19 protein-coding genes are annotated in these 18,477 nt (G+C 67.4%); 15 read left to right on the forward strand and 4 right to left on the reverse strand.

Features of this window, described 5'->3' with window-relative positions; genetic code table 11:
• The first annotated feature begins 29 nt into the window (after positions 1-29).
• Genes B9Y64_RS09300 through recO form a run of 4 tightly spaced genes read left to right on the forward strand, consistent with a single transcriptional unit; the run spans position 30 to position 2,714 of the window.
• Positions 30-413 (forward strand): DUF4845 domain-containing protein, encoded by a 384-nt coding sequence (locus tag B9Y64_RS09300; protein WP_014038086.1) that lies wholly within the window; start codon positions 30-32, stop codon positions 411-413.
• A complete protein-coding gene (gene rnc, locus B9Y64_RS09305; RefSeq protein WP_100440433.1) occupies positions 403-1,083 on the forward strand; it encodes a ribonuclease III in 681 nt (226 codons plus the stop codon). Before B9Y64_RS09300 ends, rnc begins: the two co-directional genes overlap by 11 nt.
• Positions 1,080-1,976, forward strand: a complete 897-nt coding sequence (gene era, locus B9Y64_RS09310; protein ID WP_100440434.1) for a GTPase Era — start codon at positions 1,080-1,082, stop codon at positions 1,974-1,976. Before rnc ends, era begins: the two co-directional genes overlap by 4 nt.
• 18 nt (positions 1,977-1,994) lie before the next feature.
• A complete protein-coding gene (gene recO / locus B9Y64_RS09315) occupies positions 1,995-2,714 on the forward strand; it encodes a DNA repair protein RecO (RefSeq protein WP_100440435.1) in 720 nt (239 codons plus the stop codon).
• 359 nt (positions 2,715-3,073) lie between these two features.
• On the opposite strand, the gene B9Y64_RS09320 is transcribed toward recO, so the two are convergent.
• Positions 3,074-3,802, reverse strand: a complete 729-nt coding sequence (locus tag B9Y64_RS09320) for a response regulator (protein WP_014647994.1) — start codon at positions 3,800-3,802, stop codon at positions 3,074-3,076.
• Between the two features lie 127 nt (positions 3,803-3,929).
• Between B9Y64_RS09320 and rlmD the strand changes: the two genes are divergently transcribed.
• From rlmD to B9Y64_RS09370, 10 genes are all read left to right on the forward strand, one after another.
• Positions 3,930-5,264, forward strand: coding sequence for a 23S rRNA (uracil(1939)-C(5))-methyltransferase RlmD (gene rlmD, locus B9Y64_RS09325; protein WP_100440436.1), 1,335 nt, complete (start codon positions 3,930-3,932; stop codon positions 5,262-5,264).
• 34 nt (positions 5,265-5,298) lie between these two features.
• Positions 5,299-5,784: a CYTH domain-containing protein gene (locus tag B9Y64_RS09330; protein WP_100440437.1), complete on the forward strand. Its 486-nt coding sequence runs from the start codon at positions 5,299-5,301 to the stop codon at positions 5,782-5,784.
• Between the two features lie 113 nt (positions 5,785-5,897).
• Positions 5,898-6,593: a DsbA family oxidoreductase gene (locus B9Y64_RS09335; protein WP_100440438.1), complete on the forward strand. Its 696-nt coding sequence runs from the start codon at positions 5,898-5,900 to the stop codon at positions 6,591-6,593.
• A gap of 163 nt (positions 6,594-6,756) precedes the next feature.
• Positions 6,757-7,764 carry a beta-N-acetylhexosaminidase gene (gene nagZ, locus B9Y64_RS09340; RefSeq protein ID WP_100440439.1) on the forward strand — a complete coding sequence of 336 codons (1,008 nt, stop codon included), beginning with the start codon at positions 6,757-6,759 and terminating at the stop codon, positions 7,762-7,764.
• Positions 7,764-8,318, forward strand: a complete 555-nt coding sequence (locus B9Y64_RS09345) for a hypoxanthine-guanine phosphoribosyltransferase (RefSeq protein WP_005410592.1) — start codon at positions 7,764-7,766, stop codon at positions 8,316-8,318. The genes nagZ and B9Y64_RS09345 overlap by 1 nt, the downstream gene beginning before the upstream one ends.
• 82 nt (positions 8,319-8,400) lie before the next feature.
• Positions 8,401-9,147, forward strand: coding sequence for an S-methyl-5'-thioinosine phosphorylase (locus B9Y64_RS09350; protein ID WP_100440440.1), 747 nt, complete (start codon positions 8,401-8,403; stop codon positions 9,145-9,147).
• Between the two features lie 88 nt (positions 9,148-9,235).
• Positions 9,236-9,442, forward strand: a complete 207-nt coding sequence (locus tag B9Y64_RS09355; RefSeq protein WP_005410590.1) for a cold-shock protein — start codon at positions 9,236-9,238, stop codon at positions 9,440-9,442.
• A 126-nt stretch (positions 9,443-9,568) separates the two neighbouring features.
• Entirely contained in the window at positions 9,569-10,837 is a 1,269-nt protein-coding gene (locus tag B9Y64_RS09360) for an FAD-dependent oxidoreductase (RefSeq protein ID WP_100440441.1), read from the forward strand.
• 181 nt (positions 10,838-11,018) lie between these two features.
• Positions 11,019-11,273: a hypothetical protein gene (locus B9Y64_RS09365; RefSeq protein WP_100440442.1), complete on the forward strand. Its 255-nt coding sequence runs from the start codon at positions 11,019-11,021 to the stop codon at positions 11,271-11,273.
• Between the two features lie 61 nt (positions 11,274-11,334).
• Complete coding sequence (locus B9Y64_RS09370) at positions 11,335-12,972, forward strand: acyl-CoA dehydrogenase family protein (protein WP_100440443.1); 1,638 nt, start codon at positions 11,335-11,337, stop codon at positions 12,970-12,972.
• A 252-nt stretch (positions 12,973-13,224) separates the two neighbouring features.
• Here the strand turns inward: B9Y64_RS09370 and B9Y64_RS09375 are convergent, their stop codons facing one another.
• From B9Y64_RS09375 to B9Y64_RS09385, 3 genes are all read right to left on the reverse strand, one after another.
• Positions 13,225-13,635 (reverse strand): hypothetical protein, encoded by a 411-nt coding sequence (locus B9Y64_RS09375; RefSeq protein ID WP_100440444.1) that lies wholly within the window; start codon positions 13,633-13,635, stop codon positions 13,225-13,227.
• Positions 13,636-13,791: 156 nt separating this feature from the next.
• Positions 13,792-14,133: a hypothetical protein gene (locus tag B9Y64_RS09380; protein ID WP_075676974.1), complete on the reverse strand. Its 342-nt coding sequence runs from the start codon at positions 14,131-14,133 to the stop codon at positions 13,792-13,794.
• Positions 14,134-14,257: 124 nt separating this feature from the next.
• Positions 14,258-15,433, reverse strand: coding sequence for a thiolase family protein (locus B9Y64_RS09385; RefSeq protein WP_100440445.1), 1,176 nt, complete (start codon positions 15,431-15,433; stop codon positions 14,258-14,260).
• Positions 15,434-15,615: 182 nt separating this feature from the next.
• On the opposite strand from B9Y64_RS09385, the gene B9Y64_RS09390 reads away from it, so the two are divergent.
• Entirely contained in the window at positions 15,616-18,459 is a 2,844-nt protein-coding gene (locus tag B9Y64_RS09390; protein ID WP_100440446.1) for an autotransporter serine protease, read from the forward strand.
• Positions 18,460-18,477 lie beyond the last annotated feature (18 nt).

Genomic DNA, 18,477 nt, shown 5'->3' on the forward strand with positions numbered 1-18,477 from the left:
ACATCCAACGCGTATCTGGGGAGAACGCAATGAAGACGATGAACACGCAGCGTGGCATGACCCTGACCTCGTTCCTGGCGGTCCTGATCGTGGTCGGTTTCTTCCTTTACATCGGCATGAAGCTGTTCCCGATGTACCAGGAGTATTACGCGGTGCGCTCGGCGATGAAGAGCCTGGCCAAAGAGCCGGGTGTGGGCAGCATGGAGCCGGCCCGGATCCAGGATCTGTTCTTCAAGCGCCTGTACATCAACTACTCGGAAAACGTGAAGCCGGCCAACGTGAAGTTCGATCGTCGCGACAATGGCTGGACCCTCAAGGTCAACTACGAAGTGCGCCGTCCGCTGGTCGGCAACCTTGATGTGGTTGGCAAATTCGATTCATCCCAGGACCTGACCCGAAGCGGTGCCGAATAAACCTTTCCAACGTGGTGACCTGATCGGTCATTCCTTCCGCGACCCGGCGCTGCTCAAGCAGGCGCTGACCCATCGCAGTGCCGGCGCGCCGCACAACGAGCGCCTGGAGTTCCTGGGCGACAGCATCGTCAACATGATGGTGGCCGAGGCGCTGTACCAGCGCTGGCCCAAAACCGACGAGGGCGCGTTGACCCGTGCCCGCGCCGAGCTGGTGCGCGAAGGTGCGCTGGCCGTGATTGCGCGCACCCTGCAACTGGGGGAGCGCCTGACGCTGGGGCCAGGCGAGATGAAGTCCGGCGGCCATCGCCGGGATTCGATCCTAGCCGACGCATTGGAAGCCGTGGTGGCCGCGATCTACCTGGATGTGGGGTTCGAGGCCTGCCGAGAGGTGGTGCTGCCCTGGTTCAGCGCCTCGATGGAAGCATTGCCGGCCACCGGACGGCCCGAGAAGGACCCCAAGACCCGCCTGCAGGAATGGCTGCAGGCCCGACAGAAGGCGTTGCCGCAGTACGAACTGGTGTCAGAATCCGGTGACGACCACGCCAAACATTTCCGGGTACGCTGCAACGTAGCTGACCCGGCCGCCAGCACCGAGGGCGAAGGCCCTTCGCGGCGGCTTGCCGAACAACAGGCGGCTGCGACCGTCCTAGAACAACTGGATTCCAAGTGAGCGAACAAACTCCCCATCATTGCGGCAGCCTGGCCGTCATCGGCCGCCCGAACGTGGGCAAGTCGACCCTGACCAACGCCCTGGTCGGCGCCAAGGTCAGCATCGTCTCCAACCGTCCGCAGACCACGCGTCATCGCCTGCTGGGCATCGCCACCTATCCGGAAGGCCAGCTGGTGCTGGTCGACACGCCCGGCCTGCACAAGGTGCAGAAGCGGGCGATGAACCGGGTGATGAACCGCGCCGCGCGCGGCTCGCTGGAAGGCGTCGATGCCGGCCTGCTGGTGATCGAAGCCGGCCGCTGGGATGAAGAGGACAGCCTGGCGTTCAATGTGCTGCGCGACGCCGGCATCCCGGTGGTGCTGGTGGTCAACAAGATCGATCGCCTGAAGGAAAAGGGCGCGCTGCTGCCGTTCCTGCAGCAGGTGACCGAGGGCCGCGACTTCGCCGCCGTGCATCCGATCTCCGCGCAGAAGCGCAACGGCCTGGAAGCGCTGGTGCGCGACGTGCTGAAGCTGCTGCCGGAAGCCCCGCCGATGTTCGGCGAGGACGAGATCACCGACCGCAGCCAGCGTTTCCTGGCCGGTGAACTGGTGCGCGAGCAGCTGATGCGCCAGCTCGGCGAGGAACTGCCGTATGCCACCACCGTCGAGATCGAGCGCTTCACCGAGGACGGCAACCTGCTGCGCATCGGTGCGGTGATCTGGGTCGAGCGCGAAGGCCAGAAGGCCATTGTGATCGGCAAGGGCGGCGCCCGCCTGAAGGAGATCGGTGCCAAGTCCCGCCTGCAGATGGAACGTCTGTTCGGGGCCAAGGTGTTCCTGGAGACCTGGGTGCGCGTGCGCGAAGGCTGGTCCGACGACGAGGCCGCGCTGAAGGCCTTCGGTTACGAGTAAGCAGTTGCCGTCGCTTCGATGATGATCGAGGACGACACCGGCTTCGTGCTGCACGCACGGGCCTACCGTGAGACCAGCCTGCTGGTCGAAGTGTTGAGCGCGCAGCATGGCCGTATCGGCCTGCTTGCGCGTGGCGTGTCCACCGCCAAGGGCCAGGTGCTGCGCGCCGCCCTGCAGCCGTTGCAGTGGATCCGCTTCAGCGCCCAGCAGCGGGGTGAACTGGCCCAGCTACGTGGCGCCGAGGCACTGGATGCCGCGCCACGCCTGGTCGGCCAGGCGATGCTCGCCGGCTTCTACCTGAGTGAACTGACCCTGCGCCTGGCCCCGCGCCAGGACCCGCTGCCGGAGCTGTATCTCGCCTATGGCGAGGCGCGGGCACGGCTGGCGGTGGGCGCGGGCCTGGCCTGGACCCTGCGCCGTTTCGAACGCGAACTGCTGTCCGCGCTGGGGCTGGGCTTCGAGCTGGACAGTGCCAGTGATGGCCAGCCGATCGACCCGGCGGCGCGTTACGAACTGGATCCGCAGGAGGGCGCGCAGCGCCTGCTGAGCGAGCGCGGCGGGGAACGCCGGGCAGCGGCCACCGGATCAGCGCTGCTGGCCCTGGCCGCCGACGAAGAGCCCGGAGCGGCCGATCTGGCCAGCCTGCGCCTGCCGATGCGACGGGTGCTGGCCCATCACCTGGGGCCGCGCGGCCTGAAGTCCTGGGAAATGCTCGAGCAGCTCGCGCCCCGCAGGTAGGGGTGTTCGGCAGGGCTTGCAGCCCTGCACCTGCCGAATCAACGTCAATCGCAAGAGCAACAGCAGAAGCCGGCATTCCGTGGGATGGCGGGGTGGGGCCGGTTGAGGCCCGCCTTCAACAGTTTTCCGCGAGCTGTCGGAACGGCACGGGGTCAGATCCGTTTTCCGCAGGAAAACGGATCTGACCCCAGTTTGAATTTCTATATCTGACAGAGATTCATCCACGCATGGCGTGGATCTACCAGCCGTCACCGGTCCACCCAACAAGCAGAAGGCCAGAGCCGCTCTGGCTCTGGCCTTTGATGCTGCTCTGGCTTGAAGCATCTGCAGGTGCAGGGCGCAGCCCTGCCGAACAACCCTCAATGCAGCAGCGCAGCCACCGCGGCGCGGAACCCATCCTGGGCCTGCCCGGACTCGGGTGCATGATGCAGCTGGCGCACCGCCCGACCCAATCGTGCGGCCCCCACGAAGCCACAGCTGGCCTGCAAGCGGTGCAGCTGGCTGCGAAGCTGGCGCTCGTCATGCTGGTCCACCGCCTGCTCGACCGCGTCGCGCACGCCCGGCAACTCGGCCAGAAACAGCTCGCGCAGGGCGATCAGGTGGTTGCGCTGGCCATTGAGCGCGGCCAGGGCTGCGGTCTCGTCCCAGTCCTGCACGGCCAGTTCGACCGCGGCCGGGGCCTGTGCCACGAAGATTCCCGCCGGGCTGTTGACCAGTGCCCGGCGCACCGCCTTCAGCAGCTGGTCGCGGCCCAGGGGCTTGACCAGGGTGTCGCTGAAGCCGGCTTCGCGCAGGCGGGCATGGATGGAGGTATCGCCGTCGGCGGTATGTGCCAGCGCCGGCGTGTCGGGATGTGAACGGCGCAGCTCACGCAGCAGCTGCGCGCCATTGCCGTCCGGCAGGTTGACGTCGATCAGCCATAGATCATGCGCGCCGGGTTCGGCGCTGGCCAGGGCACTGGCCAGTGAATCTGCGGTATCCACATCCGCCGGTAACGTTTCCAACGCCGCCTTGAAAAAACCGCGGCTGATGATGTCGTCCTCGACAAGCAGGAAGCGGGGCCGTGCGGCCCGCGGGGTCATCTGCATCAGGGCTGCCTCCATGTCAGCTGCCCCAATCATCAAGCACGGCGGCCACGGGCGCAAGCGGGTCCGGGCCCCGTCGGTCAGGATCTGCCACAATACGCCCCCATTTTTGCCCGCAGCCTGTTGCCACGTGGCCCGATCCCGCTCCCGCACCGACCGTACCCCATTCCAGACCGAGATCCTCGACCTCAGCCATGATGGTCGCGGTGTCGCCCGCCGTGAAGGCGAGGGCGGCAAGGTCACCTTCGTCAGCGGCGCCCTGCCTGGCGAGGTGGTGATGGCTGAACAGACTGCCCGCAGCCGCCATTTCGACGAGGCACGCACCTTGGAGGTGCTGCAGGCCTCGCCGCAGCGCGTGACCCCCAAGTGCCCGCATTTTGGTACCTGCGCCGGCTGCGTGCTGCAGCATCTGGACGAGGACCAGCAGATCGTCGCCAAGCAGCGCGTGCTGATGGACAACCTGGAGCGGATCGGCCATGTGAAGCCGGGTACCGTGCTGGCGCCGCTGGTCGGTGAGAGCTGGGGCTACCGCCGCAAGGGCCGCTTCTCGGTGCGCCGGGTGGAAAAGAAGGACAAGACCCTGGTCGGTTTCCGTGAACAGGATCCGCGCTTCGTCGCCGATCTGGGCCAGTGCCTGACCGTGATCCCGGAGATCGGCACCAAGGTCGAGGCACTGTCCACCTTCATCGAATCGCTCGATGGCAAGCGTGACATCCCGCAGATCGAATTCATCGCCGGTGACCAGGCCGTGGTCCTGACCGTGCGCCACCTGCAGCCGCTCAGCGATGCCGACCGAGTGGCCTGGGCGGCCTTCGGCCAGCAGCATGGTTTCGTGATCTACCTGCAGTCCGGCGGCGTAGACACCGTGCAGCCGCTGGACGGGCAGGGCGTGGCGCTGTCGTTCCGGCTGGCGCCGTGGGATGTCGAGCTGGCGTTCCGCCCGCTGGACTTCATCCAGGTCAACGCCAAGCTCAACGAGAAGATGATCGCTCACGCCCTGGACCTGCTGGAACCGGCTGAGGACGAGCGCGTGCTGGACCTGTTCTGTGGCCTGGGCAACTTCACCCTGCCGCTGGCCCGCCGCGTGCGTGAGGTGGTCGGTGTGGAAGGCGATGCCGGCCTGGTGGCGCGTGCGCGTGAGAACGCCGAGCGCAACGGCCTGGCCAACGCGCAGTTCTTCAGTGCCGACCTGACCCAGGACCAGCGCAGCACCCCGTGGATGCGCCAGGGCTTTGACAAGCTGCTGCTGGACCCGCCGCGCTCGGGCGCGATCGAAGTGCTGCAGCAGCTGCCGCTGAAGCAGTTCAAGCGCATTGTCTACGTCAGCTGCCACCCGGGCTCGCTGGCGCGCGATGCCGGCTACCTGGTCAACGAACAGGGCTTTACCCTGGTCAGCGCGGGTGCCATGGACATGTTCCCGCACACCGCGCATGTGGAAAGCATCGCGGTGTTCGAGAAGCGCTGACGGGTTGTCATCACCCATCGCGCATAATGGCGCGATGGGCATTGAAATCGAACGCAAATTCCTCGTCAGCAACGATGGCTGGCGCACCGCCGCGCACCGGGTGATCCCGATGGCGCAGGGCTACATCAACGATATGGGCGCGCTCGATCGCGGCACCCAGAACGCCTCGGTGCGCGTGCGCATCGAAGGTGACCACGCCGCGCTGAACCTGAAGTCGCGCACCATCGGCCATACCCGCCAGGAGTTCGACTACCCGATCCCGGTGGAGGACGCGCGCGCGCTGCTGGCGTTGTGCGTGGGGGGCCTGATCGACAAGCGCCGCCATCTGGTCGAGCACGCCGGCCTGACCTGGGAGGTGGACGAGTTCCTGGGCGACAACGCCGGCCTGGTGGTGGCCGAGGTCGAGCTGGAGAGTGCCGATCAGGCGATCGACCTGCCCGACTGGGCGGGTACCGAAGTAACCGACGACGCGCGCTACTACAACGTCGCACTGGCCAGCCACCCCTATTCACAGTGGTGAACCCCCAAAAAGGGGACGGAGGGGATTAAGTCGTATTTGCCCCACCTGTGCGGGAAACGACTTAATCCCATCCGTCCCCTTTTTTCGAGGGAGGTGGGCCCCATGTCGTGGGGATGAGAATCGACATCTACTCCGACGTGGTCTGCCCCTGGTGCTGGATCGGCAAGCATCGCTTCCAGCAGGGTGTGCAGTTGCTGGGCGCCAATGCGCCTGAACTCGATATCCACTGGCAGCCGTTCCAGCTGGATCCGGACGCGGACGACACCCCGGTGCCGCTGCGCGAGGCGTATGTGCGGAAGTTCGGTGGCGTCGAGCGCACCGAGCAGATCCTCGGCCAGACCCAGACCACGGCGCGGGCCGAGGGCCTGCCGATGGATTTCAGTCAGGGCCAGGTGCGGGTGACCACGCTGCCGGCCCATCGGGTGCTGTGGCTGGCCGGTGAGCACGGTGTGCAGGAGGCGGTGGGTGAAGCACTGTTCCGCGCCCACTTCGAGCTTGGCCAGAACCTGGCCGACACCGCCGTGCTGGTGAAGGCTGGCGTGGCTGGCGGCCTGGACGGTGGCGAAATCGCGCAGATGCTGGCCTCCGACCGCGGTCTGGCCGAGGTCGAAGCCAAGCTGGCGCAGGCCCATGCGCTGGGCATTTCCTCGGTACCGACCTTCGTCATCGACGGCCGCTGGGCCATTTCCGGGGCGCAGCCGCCCGAGGCATTCGCCAACGCCCTGCGCCAGATCGCCGCCGAACAGGGCGCGCCCTCGGCCTCGTCGGCCGGTGACGAGGCCTGCGGCGCGGACGGCTGCAAGGTCTGAGCCCCCTCGAAAAGGGGACGGAGGGGATTAAGGCGCAATCGGCCCACAAGTGCCGGAAACGACTTAATCCCCTCCGTCCCCTTTTCGCGACCACTGCGCCTGTCGGCCGGTTCTGCGACAATGCGGCACTGCGCCATGCGGGCGCGCGTTGTGGAGATCGACCATGTTGCTGATCGGCGTTGCCGGCACCGAACTGACCGCCCAGGAACGTGACTGGCTGCAGCACGACGCCGTGGCCGGAGTGGTGCTGTTCAAGCGCAACTTCGCTTCGCGCCAGCAGGTGACCGATCTGAGTGCGGCGATCCGTGCCGCTGCCCCGCGCCCGCAGCTGATCTGCGTGGACCAGGAAGGCGGCCGTGTGCAGCGCTTCCGTGAGGGCTACAGCGAGCTGCCGCCGCTGCAGGACATCGGTGCGCTGTACGCCACCGATCCGCAGCAGGCCCTGGCCCTGGCCGAGCAGCACGCCTGGCTGATGGCCAGTGAAGTCCGCGCCAGCGGCCTGGATCTCAGCTTCGCGCCGGTGGTTGATCTTGGCCGCGGCAACCGCGCCATCGGCAACCGTGCCTTCAGTGAAGACCCGCAGGTGGTGGCCGCATTCACCGCCGCCTACGTGCGCGGCATGCACGCGGTCGGCATGGCCGCCACGCTCAAGCATTTCCCCGGCCACGGCACCGTGCTGGAAGATACCCACGTCGATACCGCGATCGATCCGCGTGCGCTGGACGAGCTGCGCGCGCAGGACCTGGTGCCGTTCCAGGCCGGCATCGCCGCCGGTGCCGACGCGGTGATGATGGCGCACGTGATCTACCCGCAGGTGGCACCGGAGCCCGCCGGCTACTCGCCACGCTGGATCCAGGACATCCTGCGTGGTGAGCTGGGCTTCCGGGGTGTGGTGTTCTCCGACGACATCGGCATGGCCGCCTCGCACAGTGCCGGCGGTGTGTCCGCGCGCGTGCACGCGCACCTGGATGCCGGCTGCGACGTCGTGCTGGTCTGCCACCCGGAACTGGTCGATGAAGCCCTGCACGCCGTGCAGGGACGCCCCCTCAATACTGCTGCGCTGCTGGGCCTGCTTGGCCGCGGCGCGCTCGGCTGGGACGGCCTGCTGGCCGACGCCCGCCATGGCGACACCCAATCCCGTCTGCTTGAAACCCTTGGAAGAACCGTCTGATGCCCAACCTCACCATTTCCCAGGCCCTGGCCCAGGCTGACCTGCTGGTCGACCGCCCCACCATCGACAAGGCCATCGCTGGTATCGCCGACGCCATCGCGCGCGATTACAAGGGCGAGGTGCCGTTGTTCCTGTCGATCATGCATGGCGCCCTGCCGTTCGCCGGCCAGCTGGCGTTGGAACTGGGCGCGCGCGGCCAGGACGTGCAGTTCGATTACCTGCACGCCACCCGCTACCGTGGCGAAACCACCGGTGGCGACCTGGTCTGGAAGCACAAGCCGGCCACCTCGCTGTTCGGCCGTCGCGTGCTGCTGGTCGACGACATCCTCGACGAGGGCTACACCCTGCAGGGCGTGCGCACCTGGTGCCTGGAGCAGGGCGCGACCGATGTGCGCATCGCGGCGATGACCGTGAAGAAGCATGACCGTGCACTGCCGGACGTCACCGCCGATTACGCCGGCATCGAGCTGCCGGACCGCTACGTGTTCGGCTTCGGCATGGATGTCAACGAGACCCTGCGCTGCGTGCCGGCCATCTACGCAATGAAGGAATAACGGCGCAGCCGCCTGCGGCGCGTCTTCTTCCATCGCCGGCATCCTCGGGTGCCGGCGTTCGTCTTTTCATGGAGTGCTTCGAATGCAACAGATCGCCCTGGCCGTGATCGGCGGTACCGGTGTCTACAACCTGGCCAAGCTTGACGACGTGCAGACGCACGAGATCGACACCCGCTTCGGCCGCCCGTCCGGCCCGGTGCGCGTGGGCACGCTGCTCGGCCATCGCGTGGCATTCCTGGCGCGGCACGGCGAGGGGCATTCGCTGCCGCCGCACAAGATCAACTACCGCGCCAACCTGGCCGCGCTGCAGCAGCTGGGCGCGCAGCGGGTGCTGGCGCTGAACACGGTGGGTGGCATCACCGAGAACTTCGGTCCGCGCGTGCTGGCCTGCCCGGACCAGATCATCGACTACACCTGGGGCCGCATCAGCACGATCTGTGAAGAAGAAGGCACCGACGTGGTCCACGTGGATTTCGGCCATCCGTACACGCCGATGCTGCGCAGCAAGATCCTGGCAGCAGCCAAAGTGACCGGTGTCACGGTCCATGACGGTGGTTGCTATGGCGCAACGCAGGGCCCGCGCCTGGAAACCATTGCCGAAATCGCCCGCATGCGCCGCGACGGTTGCGATCTGGTGGGCATGACCGGCATGCCGGAAGCCGCACTGGCGCGGGAGCTGGGGCTGGATTACGCCTGCCTGGCGATCATCGCCAACTGGGCCGCCGGCTGCGGTGATGGCGAGGAGATTACGATGGCCGAAGTGCTGGCCAATGTGCAGGCGGCCAGCAACGGACTTCCGGAACTGGTGGGCGAATTGGCGCGGGGGTGATTGTCTTCCCCGAGCAAGCTTTGCATACTCAGCTTGTGCGCGGGTTCAGCGTACACCACCCATTCATTGCATAAGGTCTCGCATCACCATGCCGAACGGTACCGTCAAGTGGTTCAACGACGCCAAGGGATTTGGCTTCATCTCGCCGGAGGATGGCAGCGCCGACGTGTTCGCGCACTTCTCCGCCATCAACTCCAAGGGCTTCCGCAGCCTGCAGGAAGGCCAGCGTGTCACCTATGACGTGACCCAGGGCCCGAAGGGTGCCCAGGCTTCGAACATCACGCCGGCCGAGTGATCCACTCGACAGTGCGTTGAAAACCCCGCTCCGGCGGGGTTTTTTTTTGCGCCGCGACGGGTATTGCGGCGCCGTGGGCAGCATTCCAGGTGGTCATCCGGATTTACGCTCGGGCACAATGCGCCCATGAAGGAACGACTGCGCATCGCCGTGATCGGCTACGGCACTGCTGGCCAGGCATTGGCCATCCTGCTCACCCGTGATGGCCACGAGGTGGAGATCTTCGAACGGGTGCCCACGCCGGGGCCGGTCGGGGCGGGCTTCCTGCTGCAACCCAGCGGCCTGCAGGTGCTGTGGCAGATGGGCCTGCTCGATGACGTGCGCGCGCATGCCGCGCCGGTGCACCGCCTGTATGGCGATACGCCGTGCGAACGTGCGGTGATGGACATGCGCTATGACGGCCTGGATGCGCGCCTGCACGGCCTCGGCATGCAGCGTGGGGCGTTGTTCTCGTTGCTGGACGAAGCGCGTGCAGGCGCGGGCCAGCTGCATGCCGGCGTTTCCATCGCCGCGGTGGATGCCGGGCAGGGCCGCCTGCGTGACAGCGAAGGGCGCATGCACGGTCCGTTCGACCTGGTGGTGGCCGCCGATGGTGCGGCGTCGATGCTGCGCGGTACGATCGAAGGCGGTGCCGGGCTGGACCGCGTGTATCCGTGGGGCGCGCTGTGGTGCCTGTTGCCGGCCGAAGACTGGCCGCACCTGCAGGAGCTGCGGCAGCGCTACGTGGCCGCGCGCAAGATGATCGGCCTGCTGCCGGTCGGTACGCGGCCCGGTGATGACACGCCGCGCCTGAGCTTCTTCTGGAGCCTTCCACGCGCCGACTTCGAGCGCTGGCAGGCCGATGGCATGTCGCCCTGGCTGGACGAGCTGCACGCGCTGTGGCCACAGGCCAGTGCACGTTTTGCGCATCTGCGTGATGCCGGCCAGCTGGCGCGTGCTGTCTACCGCGACGCCGTGATGACGCGCTGGCATCACGGCCGCATGGTGCTGGCCGGTGATGCCGCACATGCGATGAGCCCGCAGCTGGGGCAGGGCGTGAACATGGCGCTGCTCGATGCGCTGGCGCTGCGCGATGCCGTGCGCGCGCATGGCGGTGGTGCCGCTGCATTGCAGGCCTACCAGGCGCAACGCAGGGCACACGTTGCGGTTTACCAGCGCTGGAGCCGTTGGCTGACGCCGCTGTTCCAGTCCGACCGCGATGCCTGGGCGAAGGCGCGCGATGTGCTGCTGGGCCCGATGGGGCGCCTGCCAGGCGGGCGTGGCCACATGCTGCGCGTGCTCAGTGGTACCCAGCATGGCTGGTTCGGCTCGCTCACGCTGGATCCGGCCTTCATCAACGCGCTGGCCACTGCGGCCGAACCACCTCGTGCGATCGCGGCGGTGGCAACGGCATGAAGCACGCCGTCACGTGAATTAACGCTTGCCTCACTGCGGATATGCGACAAGAGGGGAGCACGCGACAGCCGCGTCGCCCGTTTTCCTTTCCGTGATCAACATCGCGCATGGCCCCGGGCGGCCCTGCCGTCGCCGCCTGCTGCGGCCCGGATGAGCCGCTGAAGTTGAAGAGGAGGACGCCATGTTGTTCGCGGTCGAGGAGCTGGAATCGGAAATCTGCAAGCTGCGGGGCCTGCTGCGGATGCTGCACGAGGACCAGCCCGACGTACTGGGGGATGTGTTCGAGTTCCATGTCGGCAGCCTGATCAGCCATGCCGCCGATGAGCACCACAGCTATATCCGCCGATGTGCAGCGCAGATGCTGCAGGAACTGCCGGTGGCCGGTGCCGACGTTGATTTCAACCTGATGCCGGTGGCATTGGCCCGCGGCGGCTGAACACGGCATCGTCGCGGCCTGCGGCAGAATCGGTCATCACCTCTTCGTGCAGGATGCGCCGATGACCACAGCAGGCAATGCGATGAATGCCCCCTTCGAGACCCACGTGGTGTTGAACCAGCCGCCGCCGTTCGCGGGGCGCCAGCTGTGGACCGATGACGTGGCGCTGATGGAGGCGGTGCAGCGCGAAGGTGCTGGCAGCTTCGCGCCGCGACTGGCGGTATATGGTGCGCTGGCGGGTGACGAGCTGTACCGGCTCGGCTTCGATGCCAATCGCGATCGGCCTCGCCTGCGTACGCATGATGCACAGGGCCACCGCATCGATACGGTGGAGTTCCATCCGGCCTATCACCAGTTGATGGGGACGGCCAAATCGCACGGTGTCGCCGGATTGTCCTGGCACGAGCCGCAACCTGGCGCACATGTCGCGCGTGCGGTGTTGAGCTACCTGCACCACCAGGCCGAGGCCGGCACCAGTTGCCCGTTGACGATGACCCATGCGGCAGTAGCGGTGCTGCACACACAGCCGCACCTGGCCGAGTGGGCACGCAAGGCCGCAGCGCCGGTCTATGACCCGCGCGATGTGCCGGTGGCGGACAAGGCCGGCATCACCCTGGGCATGGGCATGACCGAGAAGCAGGGAGGCTCGGATGTGCGCGCCAACAGCACGCGCGCCGAACCGATCGATGGCGAGCGCTATCGCCTGGTCGGCCACAAGTGGTTCTTTTCCGCACCGATGTGCGATGGTTTCCTGGTGCTGGCGCAGGCGCCGGGAGGATTGACCTGCCTGCTGATGCCGCGCCGGCTGGCCGATGGTGACCGCAATGCGTTCCGGCTGATGCGGCTGAAGGACAAGCTCGGCGATTGGGCCAATGCCTCCAGCGAAGTCGAGTTCTGTGGCGCGCAGGCTTGGCGCGTGGGCGAGGAAGGGCGCGGCGTGGCCACCATCATCGGCATGGTGATGATGACCCGCCTGGATTGCATGCTGGGGGCGGCGGCGGAAATGCGCATGGCGTTGGCGCAGGCGTTGCACCACGCACGCCATCGCCGTACGTTCGGCAGGCTGCTGGTCGAGCACCCGTTGATGGCCAATGTGCTGGCCGACCTGGCACTGGAATCGGAAGCGGCCACGGTGCTGTCGATGCGCATCGCACGTGCGGTGGATCGCGCCGGCGTGGATGCCAACGAAGCTGCGTTGGCACGGGTGGGAACCGCGCTGGGCAAGTACTGGCTGTGCAAGCGCGCGCCGGCGTTCGTCAATGAAGCGCAGGAATGCCTCGGCGGTGCAGGCTATGTGGAGGAATCGATGCTGCCGCGGCTGTACCGGCAGGCACCGTTGAACTCGATCTGGGAAGGAAGCGGCAACATCCAGTGCCTGGACGTGCTGCGGGCATTGGCCCGCGAACCGGAGGCGCTGGCGGCGGTGCGCGCTGAGCTGGCGGCGGTGGCCGATCGTGATGCGCGCTACGCAGCGGCTTTGCAGCGTTGGGCAGCGGCGCCGGCGCCGGATGAGTCGCAGGCGCGGCTGTTCTGCGAGCGCACTGCGCTGCTGTTGCAGGCCGCGCTGCTGCTGCGGGCGCGCAGTCCGATGGCTGAAGCGTTCGTGCGCAGCCGGCTGGAAGGGGAGCATGGGCTGGTGTTCGGGACGCTGCCGGCCGGCATGGACCTGTCGGCGATGTTGGCGCGCGCGCTGCCGTAGGGGACGGCCAACGGCGGTGCCCCTCGCGATGGACGGCGCGAAGTCCGCAGCGCGTGCGGGCCGCACGGATGGGCTGCGCAGGGCGCGCGGTCAACCCCGCTCCGCAGTCCGGCCCAGCCGCGCAAGCTTGGACGGTTGCCCGGTGTGCCGACCGCGGAATCAACAGAAAAGCAGAGAGCGGAAGCAGAAAAGCCGCGGCACTGCCGCGGCTTTTCCCATAGCGCCGAACCCATGCCCGGCTGCCGGTACGGCTCAGTGCTTGGCTTCTTCCTTGGCTGCGTTCGCCTTCGCATCATTGGCGACATCGCGGGCCTTGTCGGCCACCTTCTGTGCCGCGGTGGCGGTGGCATCGCTGGCGTGTGCAGCGGCGTCGGTCGCCGCATCCTTGGCCTTGTCGGCAGCGTTGGACGTGGCGTCTGCGGCCTTGTCCAGCGCCTTCTGGGTATCGGCTGCGGCCTGCTCGGAGGCTGCGGCGGTCTTGTCGGCGGCTTCGCGGGTGGCTTCTGCGGCCTTGTCGACGGCATCGCGGGCGGCAGCGCCGGCGCTGTCAGCGGCCTGCTGCGCGTCCTGCTTGGCCTGCTCGGCTTCCGGGCCCTTGCAGGCGGCCAGGGCCAGCAGCAGGGAGGCAGCCAGCAGAGTGGTGGTGATCGGGCGAATCTTCATGGCGGTCTCCGGTACTGCAATGGATGGGGACGCCAGCCTATTCATGCCGTTGTGAAGACCGGGTCGCGATGCCTGCGGCACACGGTGGCCTCCGTGCAAAGAAAAAGCCGCTGGCGAACCAGCGGCTTTTCCAGAACAGCGTGAAGAAAGAAGTTATTACTTCTTGGCTTCTTCAGCAGCGTCCTTGGCCTTCTCGGCGGTGCCTTCGGCAGCCTTGGCAGCGTCGGCAGCAGCGCCGGCAGCAGCGTCGGTGGCAGCAGCGCCAGCCTGGGCAGCAGCGTCGACCGAAGCGTCAGCAGCGGTGGCGGCGGTGTTGGCGGCCTGCTGGGCAGCGTCAGCGGTCTGGGCGCCGGCAGCGGCAGCCTGGTCGGCAGCAGCCTGGGCTTCGGTGGCGGCTTCGTTGGCCGAAGCAGCGGCGTCCTGGGCAGCTTCCTGCTTCGAGCAGGCGGCCAGGGCCAGAGCCAGGGACATCGCGACCAGCAGCTTGTTGATGCTCATTGTGTAAATCCTCGTCGTTAGAATTAGGCAACGCGCATGCTGCGCGCCGACAACATGATGACAAGCCAAGATTGGGTGTCAAGCGATCCCGCATTCATTTTTGCGAAATCGTCGTTAAATCTTTTTAAATCAATTCGATGGCGATTGCCGTTGCTTCGCCGCCACCGATACACAAGGTGGCAATGCCGCGCTTGCCACCGTGCGTGCGCAGGGCGTTGACCAAGGTCACCACCAGACGTGCACCGGAGGCACCGATGGGATGACCCAGTGCGCAGGCACCGCCATTCACGTTGAGCTTGTCGTGCGGGATGCCCAGTTCACGCATCGGCGCCATCGCCACCACGGCAAATGCTTCGTTGATTTCGAACAGGTCGACCTGGTCCAGCGACCAGCCGGTCTTGGCCAGCAGGGTGTGGATCGCGCCGATCGGGGCGGTGGTGAACCACTCCGGTTCCTGCGAATGGGTGGCGTGGCCGACGATGCGGGCCAGGGGCGTGATGCCGCGTGCGGCCGCGTCTTCCTCGGTCAGCAGGACCACGGCGGCGGCGCCGTCGGAGATGCTGGAGGAACTGGCGGCGGTGACGCTGCCGTCCTTCTTGAAGGCCGGCCGCAGGGTCGGGATCTTGGCAATGTCGGAGCGGCCGGGCTGCTCGTCGGTGGTGACCTCGACCTCGCCCTTGCGGGTGGCGACCTTCACCGCGACGATCTCGTCGGCGAACGCGCCATTGGCCTGCGCCGCCTGCGCGCGCTTGACCGATTCGATCGCGTAGGCGTCCTGTTCCTCGCGGCTGAACTGGTACTTGTCCACGGCGCACTCGGCGAATTCACCCATGGCCTTGCCGTCGTAGGCGTTGACCAGGCCGTCGTGGGCCATGTGGTCGATCGCCTGGAAGTTGCCGAAGCGGTTGCCGGTACGCGAGTTCGGCAGCAGGTGCGGGGCGTTGGACATCGATTCCATGCCACCGGCGACCACGATGCTGGCCGAACCGGCCTTGATCAGGTCATGGCCGAGCATGATGGTCTTCATGCCCGAGCCGCACACCTTGTTGAGGGTGGTGGCACCGGTCGACAGCGGAATGCCGGCAGCGATCGCCGCCTGGCGGGCGGGCGCCTGGCCGAGGTTGGCCGGCAGCACGCAGCCCATGAGGACCTCGGAGACGTCGCTGGCCGGCACGCCCGACTGTTCCAGGGCGGCCGCGATGGCGGCCGCGCCGAGGGTGGGGGTCGGCACGCCGTTGAACTGGCCGAGGAAGGAGCCGATGGCGGTGCGCTTGGCGGCGGCGATGACGATGTTGGACATGGCAATCTCGTTGATGCGTAAGCAATGTTCGGAAAGGAGACCGAGGACGTTGGAAGCGCCGCGGTTTCCCGGCAGACTGCGTGGGGGTCGGCCCAAGTATAGAGGGTCGGGGAGGGCCGCCGCTGGGCGGCACCGCACGCCTGCCGGGATGTAGGCAGGCCAACGTTCATGGGAAGGAATCGATGGAACGCACGATGATGGTGAGGTCCGCGCTGGCGACGGCGCTGGCGATGGCATTGACGGCATGCGGTGGTGGCGGAGGCGGCGGCAATGTCCGCATCGATCCGCCCCCGACCACGCCGACACCCCCGACCACGCCCCCTCCGACGACACCGCCTCCGGCCAAGCCGCAGGAGCCGGCCTTCGACGCGCACCTGTCAGTAACCAATGCGCGCGCCGCACAGGCCGCCGGCCTGACCGGGCAGGGGGTGCGCATCGGCATCGTCGATTCGGGCGTGCAGCGCAACGCGGCGGCCCTGAATGGACGGGTGCTCGCGAACCTGAACTACATCGATCCCGCCAGGAACAATCTGGCGGTCGACGACGTGGTCGGGCATGGCACCGCCGTCGCCAGCCTCGCCGCCGGTGCGGCAGTGGGCTCCTGGCCAGGCGGCATCGCCCCCGGCGCGCAGATCGTTTCGGCGCGGATCATCGCCGACAAGCCGCCCGTCGATGACGGCAGTGGCAAGGGCAATTCCTTCAGCGGCCCGCTGGGCGTGGCGCAGGTCCACCAGGACCTGATCAGCTACAACGTGAAGGTGATGAACAATTCGTGGGGCGGCCTGTACTGGACCGACCTGCCGACCACCGCGCAGGTGGCGGCCGAGTATCGTCCATTCGTCATCAACCATGGCGGCCTGGTGGTGTTCGCGGCCGGCAACGACGCGCGCACCGAGCCGAGCAGCCTGGCCGCGCTGCCCAGCCAGCAGGGCGTTGCCGGCTCGCTGCCAGCGGCCGACCTGGAGCGCGGCTGGCTGGTGGCGACCGCGGTGGATCCCTACGCACCGGGCACGCTGGCCAGCTACGCCAATGCCTGCGGCCAGGCCGCGCGCTACTGCCTGGCGGCGCCGGGCAGCGCGGTCTATCCCGATGCCAACGGCAGTACCTATTACTGGAACTACGGCACCTCGTTCGCCGCCCCGCTGATTTCCGGCGCCGCCGCACTGGTCTGGCAGCGCTACCCGTATTTTGACAACAACCTGGTGCGGCAGACCCTGCTGGGCACCGCCAAGGACATCGGCGCGCCCGGTGTGGACGCGGTGTTCGGCTACGGCCTGCTCGACATCGGCCGGGCGATCAAGGGGCCCGGTCGTTTCGACTGGGGCGATGTGGTGGCCAATGTCGATGCGCCGTCGAGTGGTTCGCTGTGGAGCAACGACATCGTCGGCAGTGGTGGCCTGGTCAAACAGGGTGGCGGAACCCTGGTGCTGGGTGGCAACAACAGCTACAGCGGCGCCACCCGCATTGAGCGCGGCATCCTGTCGCTGCAGAACGGCAGCGTGATCCGCTCCAACGTGACGATCCTGGCACAGCCCGATCCGGATTCGACCGGCCTGCAGTTCAATGGCGGTACGCCGCGCGTGATCGGCAACGTGGTCAACGGCAGCAGCGTGTTCCTCACCACCGGCAACACCACCGGCACCATCGAGGGCAACTACACCCAGCAGGCTGGCGCGCAGCTGATGATCGCGCTCGGGGCCAATGCGCTGCAGGTCACCGGCAACGCCACGATCAACGGTGGCGTGCGCGTGCACGGCTTCGTCTCCGGCTATGTGCCGCAGAACGGCAGCCGCCAGGACCTGATCCACGCCGCCGGTGGCCTGAGCGGCACCTTCAGCAGCGCGGCCACCTCCAGCGGCCTGCAGGGCCTGTCGCTGCTGCAGAGCAGCTATGGCTATGACAACAACAATGCCTGGTTGAACCTGACCCAGGTCAGCGTCACGGCAGCAGCGAGCGGGCTTTCGGCCTCGGCGCAGTCCGCTGCGCAACGTCTGGAAGGTGCGTTCGGCACGCTCGATGGCAGTGCGGCCCTGCAGGGCTCGGCCTTCGGCGCGGCGGCCGGTGCGCTGCAATGGACCGGTGGTGGCAGCGAAGGCCTGGCGGCCAGCCTGCAGAGTCTGTCCGGGCAGGCGCATGCACGGGCCGAGTCGGCCACCTTCGACAGCATCGACATGTCACGCCGTGCGATCGCCGAGCGCTTTGATCGCGTGCAGGCGGCGCCGCGCCTGCGCGGGGCCTGGCAGAGTGCGCTCGGCGAGGCCGGGCAGGGCAGTTTTGCCGGCAATGCCGCCGACAGCCGGGGCTGGATGGCCGGTCAGGACCTGCCGCTGGGCAGCAATGGGCTGATGGGTGTGGCCTTTGGCGAAACCCGCAGCAACGGTGGCAGCAGCTTCGGCGGCGATCGTGGGCGTGACCGCCAGGCGCAGGCGCAGTTGTACGCCGGCTGGAATCTGGGTCGCGGCTATGCGCTGGCACAGGTCGGCAGCGGCCAGTTCACCCGCGCGCTGGATCGCCAGCTGCTGCTGGGTGCCGGTGCCTACGGTGTCTCTGCACGTTACGGCGGGCGCTTCAGCAGTGCCAGCGTCGAAGGCGGCTATCGTTTCGGCCGCGCAGGCGCATCGTTGACACCGTACCTGGGCGCCAGCACCACGCGCGTGGATACCGATGCCTTCAACGAGCTGGGTGGTTTCGGTTTCGGCCTGCGGGGTGATGCCAACCGCGTACAGCGCAGCCAGATGCTGGCCGGTATCCGTGGCGAACGCGGCTGGGGGCGCTGGACCCTGCGCGGCCATGCCGAGTGGCAGCAGCGGCTCGATGGTGCCGATGCGCAGTGGCAGGCCAGTTTTGTCGGCGTCGATGCCTGGGCGCCGCTGGCGGGCTGGAACGCGCCGCGCGGCAGTGCGCTGTTCGGCGTGGCGCTGGAGTCGTGGTGGGGCCGTAATGGCCGCCTGAGCCTGGGCTTCGACCAGCGCGTCGGTGGCGAAGGCGCGCGCCAGGCGGCGCTACGCTACAGCACCGGGTTCTGAGCGGGCGGTCGCGCCGGG

Source organism: Stenotrophomonas maltophilia (genome assembly GCF_002799245.1).
GTDB classification, from domain to species: Bacteria; Pseudomonadota; Gammaproteobacteria; order Xanthomonadales; family Xanthomonadaceae; genus Stenotrophomonas; species Stenotrophomonas maltophilia_S.